Origin of the sequence: Pseudomonas sp. Sample_14 (genome assembly GCF_004307515.1) — a bacterium.
Taxonomy (GTDB): Bacteria; Pseudomonadota; Gammaproteobacteria; order Pseudomonadales; family Pseudomonadaceae; genus Aquipseudomonas; species Aquipseudomonas atacamensis.
The window spans coordinates 339-18,112 of record NZ_RCOC01000026.1; the positions used below are offsets into that span (position 1 = coordinate 339).

General features: G+C 61.4%; 17 protein-coding genes and 1 pseudogene. 6 read left to right on the plus strand and 12 right to left on the minus strand.

Translation table 11 applies throughout. The annotated features are described in order from the left end of the window. Window positions 1-444: 444 nt before the first annotated feature. From D8U61_RS05580 to D8U61_RS28250, 10 genes and pseudogenes are all read right to left on the minus strand, one after another. The gene (locus D8U61_RS05580) at window positions 445-1,425 is read right to left on the minus strand and encodes a substrate-binding domain-containing protein (protein WP_130926547.1); all 981 of its coding nucleotides are present in this window, start codon (window positions 1,423-1,425) and stop codon (window positions 445-447) included. A 166-nt stretch (window positions 1,426-1,591) separates the two neighbouring features. Next, window positions 1,592-2,539: a peptidylprolyl isomerase gene (locus D8U61_RS05585; RefSeq protein WP_123442571.1), complete on the minus strand. Its 948-nt coding sequence runs from the start codon at window positions 2,537-2,539 to the stop codon at window positions 1,592-1,594. After that, on the minus strand, window positions 2,536-3,006 hold the full coding sequence (locus D8U61_RS05590) for a YbjN domain-containing protein (protein ID WP_125926761.1): 471 nt from the start codon (window positions 3,004-3,006) through the stop codon (window positions 2,536-2,538). Before D8U61_RS05590 ends, D8U61_RS05585 begins: the two co-directional genes overlap by 4 nt. Window positions 3,007-3,023: 17 nt before the next feature. Beyond that, window positions 3,024-3,653 (minus strand): DNA repair protein, encoded by a 630-nt coding sequence (locus D8U61_RS05595; RefSeq protein ID WP_125926762.1) that lies wholly within the window; start codon window positions 3,651-3,653, stop codon window positions 3,024-3,026. A gap of 17 nt (window positions 3,654-3,670) precedes the next feature. Further along, on the minus strand, window positions 3,671-5,368 hold the full coding sequence (locus tag D8U61_RS05600) for a putative porin (protein WP_024012852.1): 1,698 nt from the start codon (window positions 5,366-5,368) through the stop codon (window positions 3,671-3,673). 39 nt (window positions 5,369-5,407) lie between these two features. Then, on the minus strand, window positions 5,408-6,112 hold the full coding sequence (locus D8U61_RS05605) for an energy transducer TonB (protein WP_130926548.1): 705 nt from the start codon (window positions 6,110-6,112) through the stop codon (window positions 5,408-5,410). A gap of 3 nt (window positions 6,113-6,115) precedes the next feature. Next, window positions 6,116-6,541, minus strand: coding sequence for a biopolymer transporter ExbD (locus D8U61_RS05610; RefSeq protein ID WP_003201710.1), 426 nt, complete (start codon window positions 6,539-6,541; stop codon window positions 6,116-6,118). An 11-nt stretch (window positions 6,542-6,552) separates the two neighbouring features. Continuing rightward, window positions 6,553-8,352 carry a MotA/TolQ/ExbB proton channel family protein gene (locus tag D8U61_RS05615; RefSeq protein ID WP_130926549.1) on the minus strand — a complete coding sequence of 600 codons (1,800 nt, stop codon included), beginning with the start codon at window positions 8,350-8,352 and terminating at the stop codon, window positions 6,553-6,555. 12 nt (window positions 8,353-8,364) lie between these two features. After that, window positions 8,365-9,963, minus strand: a complete 1,599-nt coding sequence (locus D8U61_RS05620; protein ID WP_016774602.1) for a ShlB/FhaC/HecB family hemolysin secretion/activation protein — start codon at window positions 9,961-9,963, stop codon at window positions 8,365-8,367. Between the two features lie 219 nt (window positions 9,964-10,182). Beyond that, window positions 10,183-10,353, minus strand: a pseudogene (locus D8U61_RS28250) (transposase); the annotation flags it as partial. 652 nt (window positions 10,354-11,005) lie between these two features. Here D8U61_RS28250 and D8U61_RS05635 point away from each other — a divergent pair. The 4 genes from D8U61_RS05635 (at window position 11,006) to D8U61_RS05650 (ending at window position 15,150) form a co-directional block, all read left to right on the plus strand. Next, a complete protein-coding gene (locus D8U61_RS05635; RefSeq protein WP_130926551.1) occupies window positions 11,006-12,631 on the plus strand; it encodes an NADP-dependent glyceraldehyde-3-phosphate dehydrogenase in 1,626 nt (541 codons plus the stop codon). A gap of 102 nt (window positions 12,632-12,733) precedes the next feature. Next, window positions 12,734-13,090 carry a DUF3302 domain-containing protein gene (locus D8U61_RS05640; RefSeq protein WP_110599509.1) on the plus strand — a complete coding sequence of 119 codons (357 nt, stop codon included), beginning with the start codon at window positions 12,734-12,736 and terminating at the stop codon, window positions 13,088-13,090. A gap of 2 nt (window positions 13,091-13,092) precedes the next feature. Beyond that, window positions 13,093-14,052 carry an HlyD family secretion protein gene (locus tag D8U61_RS05645; protein ID WP_056785734.1) on the plus strand — a complete coding sequence of 320 codons (960 nt, stop codon included), beginning with the start codon at window positions 13,093-13,095 and terminating at the stop codon, window positions 14,050-14,052. Between the two features lie 57 nt (window positions 14,053-14,109). Next, window positions 14,110-15,150 (plus strand): FUSC family protein, encoded by a 1,041-nt coding sequence (locus D8U61_RS05650; RefSeq protein WP_051600445.1) that lies wholly within the window; start codon window positions 14,110-14,112, stop codon window positions 15,148-15,150. Between the two features lie 3 nt (window positions 15,151-15,153). Here the strand turns inward: D8U61_RS05650 and D8U61_RS05655 are convergent, their stop codons facing one another. Next, window positions 15,154-16,047: a DMT family transporter gene (locus tag D8U61_RS05655; RefSeq protein ID WP_130926552.1), complete on the minus strand. Its 894-nt coding sequence runs from the start codon at window positions 16,045-16,047 to the stop codon at window positions 15,154-15,156. 148 nt (window positions 16,048-16,195) lie between these two features. Here D8U61_RS05655 and D8U61_RS05660 point away from each other — a divergent pair, with 148 nt between their 5' ends. After that, window positions 16,196-16,633 carry an Lrp/AsnC family transcriptional regulator gene (locus tag D8U61_RS05660; protein WP_024012843.1) on the plus strand — a complete coding sequence of 146 codons (438 nt, stop codon included), beginning with the start codon at window positions 16,196-16,198 and terminating at the stop codon, window positions 16,631-16,633. 58 nt (window positions 16,634-16,691) lie between these two features. Next, on the plus strand, window positions 16,692-17,021 hold the full coding sequence (locus D8U61_RS05665) for a YceK/YidQ family lipoprotein (protein WP_024012842.1): 330 nt from the start codon (window positions 16,692-16,694) through the stop codon (window positions 17,019-17,021). Window positions 17,022-17,086: 65 nt separating this feature from the next. Here D8U61_RS05665 and D8U61_RS05670 read toward each other — a convergent pair whose 3' ends face one another. Next, the gene (locus D8U61_RS05670; protein ID WP_008006561.1) at window positions 17,087-17,758 is read right to left on the minus strand and encodes a Bax inhibitor-1/YccA family protein; all 672 of its coding nucleotides are present in this window, start codon (window positions 17,756-17,758) and stop codon (window positions 17,087-17,089) included. Between the last annotated feature and the right edge of the window lie 16 nt (window positions 17,759-17,774).

Genomic DNA, 17,774 nt, shown 5'->3' on the forward strand with positions numbered 1-17,774 from the left:
CCAGCTCTGGGGGGACGCAGAGCGTCCCGGGCTGCATTCCCACGCGGAGCGTGGGAACGATCAACGCGTAAGCAGTGAAGATTCTTGTGGGAGCGAGCCTGCTCGCGAATGCGGTTTGTCAGTCACTTTGGCTTCGACTGGCGGATTGCTTTCGCGAGCAGGCTCACTCCCACTGTTGATGCGGTTTATTCAGTTACGGGTGCAGTTGATGATCGTTCCCACGCTCTGCGTGGGGAATGCCTCAAGGGACGCTCCGCGTTCCAGCTCTGGGGGGACGCAGAGCGTCCCGGGCTGCATTCCCACGCGGAGCGTGGGGACGATCAACGCGTAAGCAATGAAGATTCCTGTGGGAGCGAGCCTGCTCGCGAAAGCGGTTTGTCAGTCACTGTGGCTTCGACTGGCGGATTGCTTTCGCGAGCAGGCTCACTCCTACAGGGGGGCGGGTCAAGGCTGGAACCATTCGTGGCGTTCGTTGAAGGTTTGCTGGATGAGGTCGATGAGGGCTTGGATTTCGGGAGAGTTTTGCGAGTCGGTGTTGACGGCGAGCCAAGCATGGAGCTGCATCGCCTCGGCGAATAATCCGGGCAGTGCGATGAGGCCTCGGTCGAAGCGGCTCATGTATGCCGGCAGCAATCCGATGCAAGCGCTGCACCGGATCATCTCCAGCATCAATTCATAAGATTGCATTTGCACTACGCCAGCCAAGCGCTGCTCGACCAACTCATTCCAAGGCCGAAAGCTCTCAACCTGCCGATCATGCTGCCACTGCACCAGCATGAAGTCCGCCAGATCATCCGGCGTTTCCGGTCGCGCTGTCACCCGCGAATAGCGCTTGGCGATGTGCGGCAGATATTCAATTCGCGCGAGGTGTTGCGGTTCGCTGGTAGCGAAGGTGGGAACAAGGTTTGGAGCATCGCCAGGAGCGAGCCAGAGGACAATGTCGGCGCTGACCGCACGCAGGGCCAGTTCGCTATCCAGAGCAATAATTTCCAGACGCAAACTGGCATTGCGCCGCAGCAATGCGATGAGGTCGCGGCCGAGAATGTCGTGGAGGATGGATTCGGCGATGGCCAGACGAATCAGCGGTTGTTCGATGACCGGGAGTTTGCGTTGGTGGGCCAGGGTGCTGAGTCGGACCTGCAACAGTTGGCCTTCGCGGGTGAGCGTTAGGGCGCTGCCCTGGAAGCTGAACAGGCTGTGTTGCAGTTGCTGTTCGAGTTGCGCGAGTTGTTTGCGCAGCAGCGTCGAGCGCACATTGAGGCTGCGCGCGGCTTGCATGAAGCAACCGCAGCGGGCGCTGACGAGGAAGTATTGGGCGACTTCGCTGTCGATGGTCGCGGCCTGGTTTAGCCAGGGTTCGGCGATGGTTTGGGGCGTTTGATAATCAGCGGTGCCCGAGCGTCCTGCGAGTTCGGTGAATGACATTGATGACTCCCTGTCGATCTAATGTGGTTGCTCTGAATACACCGGATCTCATTGTGGGAGCGAGCCTGCTCGCGAAAGCGTTGGCACATTCAACATCTTCGCTGACTGACCCACCGCATTCGCGAGCAGGCTCGCTCCCACAGGGGTGATTGGTGTTTGGCTGACGTCAGTGTTTTTCCTCGAGGATTTTGTTCAGTTCAGCGCCGTCGATGCTGAGGGTGGCAGTGTTGAGCATGCCGTCCAGATAAGCCTGGGCGATCTGTTCCTGGCGTTGAGCGCGCAGGGCCTGGGTCAGTTGGTCGCGCAGTTCCTCCAGCGTCGCGGTGCGGGCCGGTTGTTGTTCGGTGAGTTTGATCACGTGGAAACCGGCGGCGCTTTGCACCGGATCAGACACGGCGCCCACCTTGAGCCGCGCCACGGCGCTGCGCACTTCCGGCACCAGCTGTTGCAACGGTTGCAGGCCGGTGTCACCGCCCCGCTCTGCCGTCACTCGATCCTGCGAATATTGCGTAGCGAGCGCCGCAAAATCGGCCGGAGCTGACTGCGCCTTCTTACTCAATTCAGCGGCTTGTTTGCGCACGGTTTCCAACGAAGCGGAATCATTGACAGCAAGGAAAATCTGACTGACCCGGTACAGCGCCGGCGTCTGCCAGTTGGCCTTCCCCCCGTCATACGCCTGCTGCAACTCAGCCGCGCTCGGATACTCCGCCGGCACCTGACTCACCGAGCGCAAATAATCACGGAACACGATCTGCTCAGTCGCCGCGCGAGTCTGCCGGGCGACGTCGGGGCGCTGCGCCCAGCCCTGCGCATCGGCCTGTTCCAGCACGGCTTTTTCCGCCAGCCGCGTACGAATCCAGCGCTCAAGCGCCTCACGGTTGCCGCGCAATTGCTCGCGGGTTTGCGCCGGGACAGTGGCCAGCAGCGCCTGCAATTCCTCTGGCGAAACCTGCTGATTGCCCAACCGCGCGACCGCTGGCCCGACTGCAACCGGCATCACCGGCGACGGCTGCTGAGCGGCGACCGGGTCACTGCCCGGCCGCAGCACCAGCGCCACGGCCACCACCAACAACGCCAGCGCTCCGGCGCCGATCACCATGGCAGGCTTTTTCACAGCGCGACTTCCTCTTGTTCTGCGATAGCTGATTTGGCGGTTTGCATACCAGTGGCCTGACTGAAGTCGCGCAGGTAAACGATGAATTCCTGCAACAGGCGATCCCACAATTCCAAATTGCCGCGCAGGTGCTCGTTGCTCACGCCAGCAGCCACGACCACGTCCATCTCCATGACCAGAAACTCGCCCTGCAACGACAACCGTGCAAAACGTCGAGTAGCATTCCACTGCTCTGCGACTCCCTCAGGCAACTCACCCTGCACGCGCAGGGCACAGCTGAAGGTGAAATCAACAAAGTTGCCCTGCTCCAGCGCCGGGTTGCCGAAACGCACGGCGTAGCCGATGCCCTGACTGGCGCTGAGCAACTGGACGATGCCGTTCTGTTCACTCTGGTTGACGCGATAACCAGCGGCCTGGAGGACGTCGGTCAGCGATTGCGGGGAAACGTGGGTGAGCAATTGAGTCATGACTTTCTTCCTTGTTATCAGTGAGCGATCGCGGCTTGCGGCGCGTCGAATTGGGTTTTGTACAGCTCGTCGCCGAAGCCTTGCGCCAGCTCATCGAACTTGACCCGGGCGCTGCCGGCGAAGGGCTGGCGGATTTTCATCACCTCGGCGACATCGATGTTTTCGTAGGCTGTGAGGATCTGTTTGGCGACGCCGTACATTTGCTGATTCTTGGCTGAACATTGCTGCACTTGTGTGTCACGTTCCGCCAGCTGCGCTTGCAGCTTCGCGCGTTCGGCTTCTTTGCCGCGAGCGAGGACCAGCAATTCGTCATAGGCTTTTTTGAACTTGCCGGTCTGCTCGGCACTGGCTGCGACTTGCGCCTGCGCCTGGCTGTGCAGGCTCTGTTGCTGCCCGGCCAGTTGCTCGGCGAGGCCTTTGGCTTTGGCCAGTTCGGCAGTCAGCTGCTTGATCTGCGCTTGCGCTGCCATGGCTTCGTTCTGCGCCGCCAGTTGCGCGGCGCTGGCCTGGGCCTGTTGGCTTTGCAGGGCCTGCAATTGTTGGGTGGTGCTGCGCAGTTGCGTGCGCAAGCGTTCTTCCATGCCTTCGCCGTTCGCCCCGGTGGCAATCAACAAACCCAGGCCCAGCGCGAGAAAACGCGTGTTCATAAAGCTCTCCCGGCGCCTTAGAAGCGCGTGTTGATCTCAAGCTGCAAGACGTCGATGTCGAACGGCGCGCCGTACACCGCTTCGGTGCTCATCCAGCGACCCGTGGCGGAAACGTTCTTCGCCAGGCCGTAATTGCCGCCCATGAAATAGCCCTTGGCGTTGGTGCCGCCGAGGTGGAACGACGAGTCGTTGAAGCCGTCCGGCAAGGCGTCCGGCTGGATGTACTTGTAGCCGGCGAACAGGTTCCAGTCGCCCTTGCGCTTGAGGTCCAGCGCGTTGCCGAGGGTGAACTGCACCATCCATGCATTGGCGCCGCTTTCGATCTCGCCGTTGCTGTCGAGGTTGTTGACGATCTGCCCGGCGGAGCGCTTGCGCATGTCGCCTTCGTCGTAGCTGAGGTTGTGGATGTAATTGCCCTGGCTGCGCAGTTTGAAGTCCTGCGGCAGGTCGGCGTCCCACACGACGTTGAGATCGAGCAGGTTGAACTCGGACGCAAGCCCGACGAATTGCGGCTGCGGCGTGGCGCTCGGGTTGAGCGGGTTCGGCGTGATGTCACGCAGCAGGAACACGCTGTTGCCCTTCTGCATGAACGCCGCACGAGTACCGTCGCTGTCGCAGCCCGGCGCGCCGGCCCACGGTTCGCAGGGGCTGGAGCGCTGACCCTGTATGTCGTCGAAGCGGTAATAGGCCAGCGCACCTTTGAGGCGGTTGTTGCTGTTGATCGCCCATTTCGCGCCGAGCTGCGCGCCGTACAGCCATTTGTTGTCGCTCTCTTCCTTGTCGAAACCGTTACTGCTGGAAGTGTCGTTGGTGTAGTCCACCGGGAACGCGCCGACGGTGCCGAACACGCCCCAATCGCGGTTGAGCTTGTGATCGAAAATCGCCGCCACACCATCGAAATTCAGGTCGTTGGAATAGAGCATGTCGGTGGACATGAACGGATTGGCGAAGCGCCCGCCGGTCAGGGTCAATTCGTCCATTGGCTTCCAGGTCAGGTAGCCCTGATCGAGCCAGATGTCCTTCTTGGCAAAGCCGCCGCCGAGGTTCTGCGTGGTCGATACCGGGTTGTTGTCCGAACCGGTGCCGATGCGAATGCCGGCGGTCCATTCCTCCGAAATCACTGCTTTCATGCCCAGACGTGCGCGCAGGCGAAAAAGGTTTTCGCGGTCTTCGCGGGTGTTGAGCAACGGCGGCAGGCTGGTGCTGCTGTTGGGATTTACGTCGTACGGGCCATTGTTGTTGAGCTTGGCGAAGTCGACGATTTCGTTGCTGTTGTTGCCCGAGTAGTACCGCGATTCGTCACGCAGACGAATGTCGCCGTCGAAGCTGATGCGCGAGGCCCAGTCCGGAAAGGTATTCGGCGCTGCCCAGTTTTCCTGTTTGGCGGTGGCCATGACCTCGGCTTTGACCTGATCGCGGATCTGGTCGCGCACCGCTGCCGGCACGTACTGCACACGCACATCGCCCGGCGCGGCGACCGGTCCGGCCGCGACTGCGGTGGACGCGGCAGCCTGTTTGGCCTGCGCCGCTTCGTTCTGCGCCTGGGCGATCAGCGCGTCGGCCTTGTCCTGTTTGAGAATGCCCTGCTCGACCAGCAAGCGGATCAGATTGATCGTGGCGTTCTCCGACGGCGCAGGCGCTGCCACGGCCTGGCCGACCAGGGTCGCAATGACCATGCCGACCGCCAGGGACAATCGATTCACGTTGGAAATCATCTGCACACAACTCCTTTTGCCGAAGCTTGAATAAGTGAATTAACCCGGACGCCGCCCTTGCAGGGACAGGCGCACGGGCAAAGTGATGGAGGCCGGAGGCCGTTCGCTGAGGGCTGGCGCACCGCGTAAAGCGGCCAGCACCTGGGTATCGATTTGCGGTTTGCCGCTGGACTTGATCAGCTCGACGCGGGTGATCTCGCCGACGCTGCTCAGCCAGACGTCGGCCTGCAGCGAGAATGCGAGGTTGCGCAGCTCGGGGTTCTCGCGCAGCAAACGCTGGAAAGTGAACGCGAGAAACTGGCTGTACGTGCCCGTGCCCAAACGCCCGCCGCCAGCACCGGCCATGCCGCCGCCCTTGCCCGCGCCGATGTTGAAAGCGTCGCTGCCGGCCTGCGCGTCGCCGTCCATTTGCATCGGGTTGGCCAGATCGTCCGCCGGCGATGGCGGCGCCTCTTCTTCAGGCTTGACCTCCTCCGGCTCCGGCGTTGGCTTGGGCTCGACGACTTTTTCTTCCACCGGCGTTTGCGGCTCTGGCGGTTTTTCCGGCGGCGGTGGTGGCGGTGGCGGCAACGGAATGATCGTCGGCACTTTCGGCGCTTCGCGGCGCACGCCGGCCATGTCGTTGGCCCACTGCCAGAAGAACCACGCGGCGAGCGCGGCGACCAGTAGTCCGGCGCCCCACTTCACATAGCGTAACGGCGACTTTTTCACGGGCGGCGGTTCGATCGGGAGTTGTGCGGTCATGACTCAGCCCTGACTCGGTTTGCCGGTGACGAGACCGACCTGGGACAATTCGAGCCGACGCAGCAGGTCCAGCACTTCGATGACTTTCTGGTACTGCACCGTCGCATCGCCGCGCACGATCACCGGGAAATCCGGGCTCTGCGCTTTCTCGATGCGCAGGCGTTCTTCCAGCTCGGCCAGGGTCACCGGATAGGCATCGAGGAACACCTGGCCGCCGTCGTTGACCGAGATCGCCTTGGTCTTGGCTTCCGACAGCGACACCGACGCGCTGGCCTTGGGCAGGTTGATCTGAATCCCGGAGACCTGCGCGGTGGCGGTGAGGATGAACATCACCAGCACCACCATCAGCACATCGACCAGCGGAGTGATGTTGATGCTGTCGACGGCGGCATCGTCATCATCGTCGTGGGAGGCATTTACGGACGCCATGGCAGTGCTCCTCAGGCCGGTACGGAGTGGTTGGCGTGATGGCCGCGCTGGTGCGACGCCTCACTGAACTGGCTCTCGCCATGCATCTCCGCCAGACGAGTGATGAACTCGTCGACGAACACACGCATGTCGGCGCTGACTTCCTTGTTGCGGGTGATCAGGCGGTTGTAGCCGAACAGCGCCGGGATCGCGACGAACAGGCCCATCGCCGTGGCCAACAGCGCGGCGGCCATACCCGGCGCGATGGCGTTGATGTTGACGTCGCCGGCCATTGCCGTGCCGAGGAACACCACCATGATCCCCAGCACCGTGCCGAGCAGGCCGATATACGGACCGCCGGCGATGGCGTTGGACAGGGTCGAAAGTTTCGAACTCAGCTGCTGGTTCTCGCGGGTGCGCACGCCATCCATCGAGCAGCGGATGGCTTCGATGGTCGCCGCTGAAACCGAGGAGGTATCGGCGCCCTGCTCACGACGGGTACGGATCTCTTTGACCGCCACCAGGTACAGGCGCCACAGCGACGAATGCTGCAGACGCTGAGCCAGTTGCGCGTCGTCGGCGAACATCTCCAGACGCGTGCCGACCTTGGCGAATTGCACGCGGAAGTCTTCGTTGGCCGCAGTCACGCGGCTGAGGCTGCGGTTCTTGCGCAACATGATGATCCACGACTGGAACATCATCAGCACCAGCACGGCGATAATCACCCAGGCGTCGATCGGCACCGCGTTGAGCAAGAAGCCAAGGCTGCCGAAACCGAAGCCGGACTGCTCTTCATCGACGCCGTAAGCGACCAGTTTCGACTCGGCGCCTTGCGAGGTGGCATCGGCCAGCAACAGCGCGGCCGGACGGGCGACTTTCGACAGGCGCAGCTCATCAATAGCGCCAGCGAATGGCTGGAACGCGCCTTCCTGCAGATCGGCACCGATGGCCATGACCGAGTTGAACGCCGGCATCGCCTGAGCCAACGCAGCGCTTTCGCGACCGTTGATGTACAGGGTGACTTTCGAACCCTCGGCGGTCAGCGCAACGTGTTGCCATTGCGCCGGAGCCAGAGCTTGCGTGGCGGCGGCGCGCTGGCCGTCGATTTCCACGAACGGCAGGCCTTGGCTGACGCCGATCAGCAGACTTTGCGTGCCTTCGCGACGCGCCAGTATCACTTGTTCGCCGCTGGCCTGATCCAGACGCAGCCAGGCACTGAAGGTGAACGCGCTGCCGGCATTGTGTTGCAGCGACGGACTGGCCGGCAGCAACAACGGCTGGCCGCTGAACTGCAAGGCGCGCCCGACGACGCCATCGATCGCTGTGCCGGTCGCGCTTTGCGCGGTGTTGCCGTACGCCGTGGTGTCTTTCGCCGGGGTGCCGGTGGCACCGTCGAAGTGATACAGCGCGGTGTAATTCGGATCGAAAGTGAGTTGCCCGTTGCCGGTAGCCGGGGCTTTCTGGTTGCCGTAATACATCCAGATGTCCTGACGCTGACCACCCTCGACATTCGGCACATCGACCCAGATCAGCGCCATCCCCATCAGCGCATCGAAACTTTCGATCTGGTGGTTGAGCACGGTTTTGTCATCCGCCGCGACGAAGCGCAGATCGGAGCCGTCCTCTTTCACGCCGTCGAAGGTGAAGTTGCCGGTGTGCAGGCGCACCAGCAGCGCGGTGCGGCCGAGGGCCTGATTGATCGCCGCGCCTTGCGGGGTGGTGTCGACGGCGATCTGTTTGCGGTAATGCCAGTCGTCCTGCCACCAGGCCTGAGCCGTGGCCGGGAGCACGAAGCCCAGGCAGATCAACAACGAAAGGAAGAGGCGTTGCATGGACGTGCTCCGTTAGAAAGTGGCTTGGAGGTTGAAGTGCAGGCGCGATTCCTGCTTTGAGGTGTTCGGCCCTTCGAGTAGCGGGTAGCCCCAGTCGAGGCTGCCGGACAGCCATTTACTGAGGCTGGCGCGGGTGCCGAGGCCGACGCTGGCCAGGGCGTAATTGGCGTCCTGATCCGGCAGTTCGTCGCGCAAGTACAACTGCGCGCCTTCGGCGAAGGCATAGAAGCGCCAGTCCTGCATCCACGTGCCGGCGAATTTCGCCAGCGACGGTGTGCGCAATTCCTGGCTGAGCAGGTAACCGTCATCGGCGGTGCGCTCGGCCGCGAGATAGCCGCGCACCGAGGTGGCGCCACCGGCGGAGAATTGTTCGTTGGAAACCAGCGGCCCCGAGGCGAGTTGGAATGCGGCTTTACTTGCGCTCTGCCAGTCGCTGTCGAAAGTCCAGGTGAAGTTGGTGTCGCCCTTGAGCACGGCGAAACTCGGTTTGGCGCGATAACGTTTGTAGTCGAAGTCTTCGTCGTCGCTGCCGTAGCCGAACACGCTGCGCGTGGCGGCCACCAGACTCAGGCCGAGGCCGAGCTGGCTCTTTTCGCTGTAGCGAAAGCCGTTGTAGGCGAAGGTGAACGGCGCGTATTTCAGCGGTACCTTGTCGCTTTCGCCGGACAGGCTCAGGCGCTCGTCGAAGTCCTTGAAGTCGATGCCGGCGGACAGCGAGTTCGACCAGTTACCGCTCGAGGGCAGCGTGTAAATCGCCGCGACGCCGTAAGAATGACCCTTGCCGAGCACGTTGCTGCCGCCGATGGTGGCGACGTTGCTGTCGGACTGGTAACCGGAGAACTGCACGCTCCAGCGCTCGCTCAGCGGTGCGGTGTAGGACCCGGACCAGACCTTGGCGTTGTCGGTTTCCTGCGGCGCGGTGAAGAACGTCAGGTTGACGCTGTGGCCGAGCTGCCAGAGGTTGTTGTAACCGAGACTGGTGACGCTGCGCAGCTTTTCGGTGTCGGCGCTGTAGTCGTTATTGAGGCCGACGCTGGCCGTCCACGGGTTCTGGTCTTCGACCTGCAAGTCGACATCCATGGTGCCGGGGCGCTGACCTTCGCGCACCAGCGGCATGACCTGGCGACCGGGGGTCTTGTTGAGCTGCGCCAGTTCGCCCTGGACTTTGGCAAAGTCCGGCACCTCGCCTTCTTTCAGCGCCGGGACGTTGTCGCGGATATCCAGCGGCGAATAGTGTTTGGCGCCGACCACGCGCACCCGGCCGACCTTGGTTTCGCTGACTTGCAGATAGACGATGCCATCGGCCACGGCCTGCTCGGGCAGCTCGACAAACACCGATTGATAGCCGCGTTCCTGATAGGCCTTCTGCAACGCATCGCGGGCGCCTTCGATATCGCTCAAGGCTTTCTGCGGGCCGAGGAACGGGTAGACCGCTTCTTCGATCGCCCGGGCATCGAGCACGGTATTGCCGCGCACGAAGTATTCGTTGACGTCGACCAGTCGCTGCGCGGCGGGCGCTTCTGTGCCCTCCTCGGCCAGCGCCGGCTGCGCGCCCGCCGTCACCAGCAGCCAGCCCCACAGCGCCAGCCGTGACGTGAAAATCCGTTCCACATTACCCCCTGAAATTCGCGATGACCTGTAGGCGTTAGCGCCCGGTGTGCTGCGTCAATTGCTGATCGTTGTGGCGCAGGCGTGCTTGCCCAGCCAGGTGTGCAACAGCGCAAAGTTCAGCGAGAACTCGGGCATTTGCAGCAAGGCACCACAGAACACTTCGCCGATGATTTTCTGAATCAGCAGCACCGCGCGCGGCTCGTTGAGCAGCGTGGCGATGTCACGGCTGAGGGCGGTGAAACTCCAGACCTTCTGGTTCAGGCCAAGGCCGACGAACCAGCGGAACAGCAGGTTGTAGTTCAGTTGTTCATAGAGCTGCTGTTCGCTGGGCACCGAATACAGCAATTGCAGGAGCAGGACGTGCATCACCGTCTGCGCGGGAATGAGCATGCCGGGTGCGGCATTGAGGTCGCGCAGCAGGTCCTGGTGGGCGTCGAGCAAATCGTCAATCTGCGGGCGCAGCAACACCAGCGAATGGCCCGGCGGAATGTAGCTGGACACTTCTTTCAGAGCGCCCTGCCAGTCCTCCTGCGAGACGATCCAGACCCACGGCGCGCCGTAGCGATACACCGAAACCGGCTTCTTGCGCGCGGCTTCGACGATCTTCGACAGGCGTTGATCGAGCTCCTGCATGCCCACTTTCGAATAACGTTCCATAGTCCCCATTGCCTCACTCCCGGCGTCCCGCCCCGACTCGCAAAGTGCGCCCCGAAAGGCCCCTCAAGCGCGTTACACAGGCATGACCGGACTGGCAAAGGGCTACCGAACTTTTGTCATAAAAGCTTCATTACCGAAGACAGACTGACTGATTTAAAAGATCGACCGTGGGAGCGAGCCTGCTCGCGAAAGCGCTGTGTCAGGACATGAGGATGTTGGATGTGCCGCCGCCTTCGCGAGCAAGCTCGCTCCCACAGGGTGGACTGTGGTTGCACGGGTGCGTGACATTCGCATGACATTCACAGGGTTAAATCCCGGCCCATTCAGGCGTATAACCTTCACAAGACTTTCAATCGGCACGCCGACTTCAACACAGGGTAGTGACATGACCACAGCAAACATCCTTGGCAACCTGTTCCCTTCGGTCAGCGACATCCCGGAAAAATATCGCCTCGACGCTCAGGTCGAGCAGCGTGAATACCTGGTCGATGGTCAATTGCGCCGCTGGGACGGCCCGCTCGCGCAGGTGCGCAGCCCGGTTTATCTGAAAAGCGAAAACGGCGAAGAACAGGTGATCCTCGGCAGCACGCCGCTGCTGGATGCCGACACCGCCCTCACCGCCCTCGACGCTGCCGTTCGCGCTTACGACCGAGGTCAGGGCCTGTGGCCGACCATGCGCGTGGCCGAGCGCATCCAGCACGTCGAAGCATTCCTCGGCCGCATGCGCGAGCAGCGCGAGGCCGTGGTCAAGCTGCTGATGTGGGAGATCGGCAAGAATCTCAAGGACTCGGAAAAAGAGTTCGACCGCACCTGCGATTACATCGTCGACACCATCAATGCCCTGAAAGAACTCGACCGCCGTTCCAGCCGCTTTGAGCTGGAGCAGGACACCCTCGGTCAGATTCGCCGCGTGCCGCTCGGCGTCGCCTTGTGCATGGGGCCTTACAACTATCCGCTGAACGAAACCTTCACCACGCTGATTCCGGCACTGATCATGGGCAACACCGTGGTCTTCAAACCGGCCAAGCTCGGCGTGCTGCTGATTCGCCCGTTGCTCGAAGCCTTCCGCGACAGCTTCCCGAGCGGCGTGATCAACGTCATCTACGGCAGCGGCCGCGAGACCGTCAGCGCTTTGATGGCCAGCGGCAAGATCGACATCTTTGCCTTCATCGGCACCAACAAGGCTGCCAGTGACCTGAAAAAGCTGCACCCGAAACCACACCGCTTGCGCGCGGCTCTGGGTCTGGACGCCAAGAACCCGGGCATCGTTTTGCCCGAAGTCGATCTCGACAACGCCGTCAGCGAAGCGGTCACCGGTTCGCTGTCGTTCAACGGTCAGCGCTGCACCGCACTGAAAATCCTCTTCGTGCATGAAGACGTGGTCGACAGCTTCATCGAGAAATTCAACGCCAGACTGGCCACGCTCAAACCGGGCATGCCGTGGGACAGCGGCGTGGCGCTGACGCCGTTGCCGGAGTCGGGCAAGGTCGATTATCTGCATGGTCTGGTCGCGGATGCGCAAAGCAAAGGCGCCCAGGTGGTCAACCAGAATGGAGGCGAGTCCCATGCCTCGTTCTTCTACCCGGCAGTGCTCTATCCGGTGAATCCGCAAATGCGCGTGTATCAGGAAGAACAGTTCGGCCCGGTCGTGCCCATCGTGCCGTACCGCCACCTCGATACCGTGATCGACTACGTACTGGAATCCGACTTCGGCCAGCAGTTGAGCATCTTCGGCACCAACCCGGTGGCGGTCGGCCGGCTGGTCGACACTTTCGCCAACCAGGTCGGGCGGATCAACCTCAACGCCCAGTGCCAGCGCGGCCCGGACACTTACCCGTTCAACGGTCGCAAAAACTCCGCCGAAGGCACGCTCTCGGTTCACGATGCATTGCGAGTGTTTTCGATTCGGACGCTGGTGTCGACCAAGTTCCAAGAGAGCAACAAGGACCTGATCAGCGAGATCATTCGCGGGCGTGATTCGAGTTTCCTGACCACCGATTACATCTTTTGACGGATGATCGGCAGGATTGAACGATCCTGCCGATCCGTCAGCCCCCCGGCGATTCAGTGACTACACTCAGCCCAGCATTGCTGGATGCCCGGGAGGCTGACCATGCTCGATTACTTCGCATTGGGTCTGTTGGTTTTTGTCGGTCTCGTGCTGTTTTACGGGATCATCGTGCTGCATGACATTCCGTACGAAATCGCCGTTCATCGCAACCACCCGCACCAGGACGCAATCCATGCCACGGGCTGGGTCAGCCTGTTCACCTTGCATGCACTCTGGCCGTTTCTGTGGATCTGGGCGATGGCCTATCGCGAGGATCGCGGTTGGGGTTTCGGCGATGGCAAACCCATTCAGAATCACGTCAATCAACTGGAGCAGCAGGTCGTCGAGCTGCAAGCTCGGATCGAGCGGCTCGAAGCGCAGTCGCCGGTTGCGCCTCACTCTGACAGCCGGGGGATCTGAGCATGGATCTGTTGCTCATCCTCACGTACGCCGCACTCTGCGTCGCCATCTTCAAGATCTTCCGCATTCCGCTGAACAAATGGACGGTGCCCACCGCTGTCCTGGGTGGCGTGCTGATCATCGGCGCGCTGATTTTCACCATGAACTACAACCATCCCTATTCCGAGGTGGCGCGCTCCTACTTTGTCTCGGTGCCGGTCATTCCGATCGTCAGCGGCCAGGTTATCGACGTGCCGGTAAAGGGCAACGAACCCCTGGAAAAAGGCGACGTGCTGTTTCGCATCGATCCGACGCCTTTCCAGAACCGCCTGAAATCGCTCAAGGCGCAACTGGTTGCAGCCAAGGGCGACCGCTACCGCATCACCGAACTGATTCGCCGCAACTTCGGCACCCAGCGTGAACTGGACGCGGCCATTGCCCGCACCGACGATCTGCAGGCGCAACTGGACAACGCTCAATTTGAACTGGACAACACCGTGGTTCGAGCGCCGAGCAAAGGCTTCGTCACCCACGTTTCGCTGCGACCGGGGATGATGGCGAGCAAGCTGCCGCTGCGCCCGTCAATGGTGTTTATTCCGCAGGAAGGTCAGTACTTCGCCGCTTGGATGCGTCAGAACAGCCTGCTGCGTCTGACCGTGGGCGACGAGGCCGAAGTCGCCTTCGATGGCATACCCGGCAAAGTCTTCGCGGGGCGAGTGAAAAGCGTGATCGGGGTGATCGCCGAGGGCCAGGTGCAACCTTCCGGCACGCTGATCAGCTACACCGGCTCGCCACCGGCGGGACGGGTGCCGGTGATCATTGAAATCACTGACCCGGCGTTCGCCGAATACAGCGCGCTCATGCCGGGCGGCGCCTACGGGCAAGCGGCGCTTTACAGTCAGCACTTTCATCACATCGGCGCGATGCGCAAAATCCTGCTGCGCATGTCCGCCTGGATGAATTACATTTTCCCCTTCCATTGATTTGATTGACGTACGAGGTTCGCACTGACTACTTACAGCACCCACCGCCTGCCACCGCTGTTGCGCCGTATCCTGCGTCCGTTGCTGGACCCGTATCGGCGCTACCGTCACGCCCGCCTGATCCATTCCGTGCGGGTGGCCTTGGGATTGTTGGCGACGATTCTGCTGACCACTGGCATCAATCTGCCCCACGGCGAATGGGCATCGGTGACCATGCTGGTGGTGATCGGCGGTTTGCAGCATCACGGCAACATTGGCAAAAAAGCCGCCGAGCGCGCCATCGGCACCCTGATCGGTGCAGGGGTCGGATTGGCCTTGGTGGCGCAGCACGCCTGGCTGGGCATGCCGTGGCTGACCTACTTTTCCATGGCTGTGGTGTGCGGTTTTTTCTCGTATCACGCGATTGGCAAGGGCGGCTACACCGCTCTGCTCTCGGCGATCACGGTGTTCATCGTCGCCGGGCATGGCGACAACCCGATCACCGATGGACTGTGGCGCGGCGTCGACATCCTGATCGGCATCGCCCTCGCCCTGGCGTTTTCCTTCGCCCTGCCGCTCTACGCGGTCTACTCGTGGCGTTACAACCTCGCCGATGCCTTGCGCGATTGCGCCACGGTGTACGGGCGCATCATCAACGGTGAAGCGGTCAGCGCCGACGAGCACGTGCGGCTGATGAGCAAGGTGGGTGCGGTGATGGTGCAGCTGCGCTCGCTGATGCCATCAGTGTCCAAGGAAGTGAAGATTTCCATGACCGAGCTCGACGCGATTCAGCGCAACCTGCGCATGTGCATCAGCACGCTGGAGATCCTCGGCAATATCCGTCCCAATGCCAGCGACCCGCAGGCCACAGCCCATTTGCAAGCGGCACTGAAGGCTGAGCACCGGCAGATTCGTGTGCAGCTGATCGGCATGGCTCGCGCGTTGAAAACCGGAGCCTCGCAACGGCTGGAGCGACCGATGGAGCTGCCAGCAGCGGACCTTGATGCGCCAGTCGCCAATACGCTCGACGGCTATCGGATGCTGACCCGCCAACTGGCGGCCAATATCAGCGAGATGCGCCAGCGCCTGGCAGCGACCGCACCGCGCTGGAACATCTGATCCTTACTGCGCCGCCAGCCGCCGGGCTTTCCAGCCCCAACCTTGTTGCATGCCGGCGGCGGCCAGCAGGATCGCTGCGACGCCTATCCACTGCAGCAATTCGAGGCGATGGCCGAAGGCGAACCAGTCAACAAAGATTGCCGCGATGGGATAGATAAAGGACAGCGCGCCGGTCAATGCCGTTGGCAATTTTTGAATCGCTCCGTACAGCAAAACGTACATCAGACCGGTGTGCACGATCCCGAGAGTCAGCAGACTCGCCCAGGCATCGACGCCTTGCGGCAACGCATCGAAATGCGCGAACGGCGCGAGCAACAACACGCCGGTGCAGACTTGAATCAGCGCGATCAGATGTGGCGGCGTGCCGGTCAGGCGCTTGATGATCAGTGCCGCGATCGCATACAGAAACGCCGCGCCCAACGCCAGGGCAATTCCCATCAAGTAATCGTTACCCCCCTCGCCTTGCGTGCCATGGGCGCTGACGATCGCCAGCATGCCCATGAACGAAATCGCCAGCCAGAACAGCTTCTGCAGGGTAATTTTCTCGCCGAGAAAGAGTGCCGCCAGACCGACCAGCATGAATGGCTGCACGTTATAGACTGCGGTGCCGATCGCAATCGAGGCGCGGGAATAGGACGCGAACAGCAGCACCCAATTGCCGACAATCGCCATGCCACTGAGCACCGCCAGCAGAAACGTTGTGCGGGTCAGCATTCCCGGGCGCAGGAAGCCGAACGCGGCGCAGACCAACAGCAACGTACCGGCGCCGAACACGCAGCGCCAGAACACCACGTCGAGCACCGGTTGCCCGGACACCAGCACAAACCAGCCGATCGTCCCGGATATGAGCATGGCGGCGGTCATTTCCAGCGAGCCGCGGCGAATTGTGTTGTCCATTATTGTTCTCCTGAGGCTGTGAGCGAAGCATGGCGAAAGTATGCCAAGCGCACCTCGGGCTGCTCCAGCGCATAAAGCAGGCTAAACTTGGTTTTCGCCTTTTTTATCGAGGGTGATTTGCGCCCTTTGCCTAATTCGGAGTTTGCCTGTGACTGACGATATCGATCAGATCCTCATCAGCGCGCTGATGGAAGACTCGCGGCGCTCGCTCAAAGCGCTGGCGCAGATCAGTGGCTTGTCATCGCCCAGCGTGGCCGAGCGGTTGCGGCGGCTGGAAGAACGTGGCGTGCTCAAGGGCTACACGGTAGAGATCGATCCGAAATGCTTCGGCTATCAGTTGCAGGCGATCGTTCGCGTACGGCCGCTGCCAGGGCAACTGCAGGAGGTTGAGCGGCAGATCATGGCGATTCCGGAGTTCACCGAGTGCGACAAGGTCACCGGTGACGACTGCTTCATCGCCCGCCTGCACGTGCGCTCGATGGAACAGCTCGATACCCTGCTCGACCGACTGAATACGTTGGCTGAAACCAACACCGCGATCGTCAAGAAGACCCCGGTCAAGCGACGCCTGCCACCGATGGCGTAGGTGTCTTTTACCAATGATCAGGGTAGATTGGGGGTTTTCGCGGCTAAGGAATGGCGCTATGAAAATTCAGGCAATACTGCTCGCGGCCCTGCTGCTCGGCGGTTGTGGCACGATTCAAACGGTGGCGCGCGACGACCAGGCTGCCATTGACGGGCTCAAGCAGCAGAAAAGTTATTGCGGCGCGGTGCCGAGAATCTACAGCGGCCTCGCTTATGACTTCTGCACGCTGAACGCTCCGCTGGCCTCAGGCATCGATCCCGATGATCACCGCAACGCGGCCATTCCGGTGGTGCTGGTGGACGCCGTGGTCTCCGGCGCGCTCGACACCTTGCTCCTGCCCTACACGATCTACCGTCAGCAAGTAGACGGCAGCATCGTCATCAACTGAGCAGACACTTTTCTCCAGACGATAAAAAACCCGCCGAAGCGGGTTTTTTATTGCAGCCATTATGATCAGTCGTCGCGGCTCATGATGCCGAACAGTTGCAGCAGGCTGACGAACAGGTTGTAGATCGATACATACAGGCTGATGGTCGCCATGATGTAGTTGCGCTCGCCGCCGTGGATGATCGCGCTGGTCTGGAACAGAATGCACACCGACGAGAACAGCACGAAGCCGGCGCTGATCGCCAGTTGCAGGCCGCTGATCTGGAAGAAGAAGCTCGCCAGCGTAGCGCCCAGCAGGACAAAGAAACCGGCGGTGATGAAACCACCGAGGAAGCTCATGTCCTTGCGGGTGATCAGCACGTAGGCCGACAGACCACCGAACACCAGTGCGGTCATGGCGAAAGCCGAGCTGACCACTTCAGCGCCGCCCTGCATGCCCAGGTAACGGTTGAGGATCGGGCCGAGCAGGAAACCCATGAAACCGGTCAACGCGAAGGCGGACACCAGGCCCCACGCGGAATCACGGAGTTTGTTGGTGAGGAAGAACAGCCCGTAGAAGCCGATCAGCACCACGAAAATGTTCGGGTAGCCGACACGCATCTGCTGGGCTACGAAGGCCATCACGCCGCTGAATGCGAGGGTCAGAGCCAAGAGACCATAAGTGTTGCGCAGGACGCGGCTAACCTCTAGCTGCTCAGCCTGCACGCTGTTATTAACTGCGTAATCCTGTTCGCGCATGGCGACACTCCTGTTG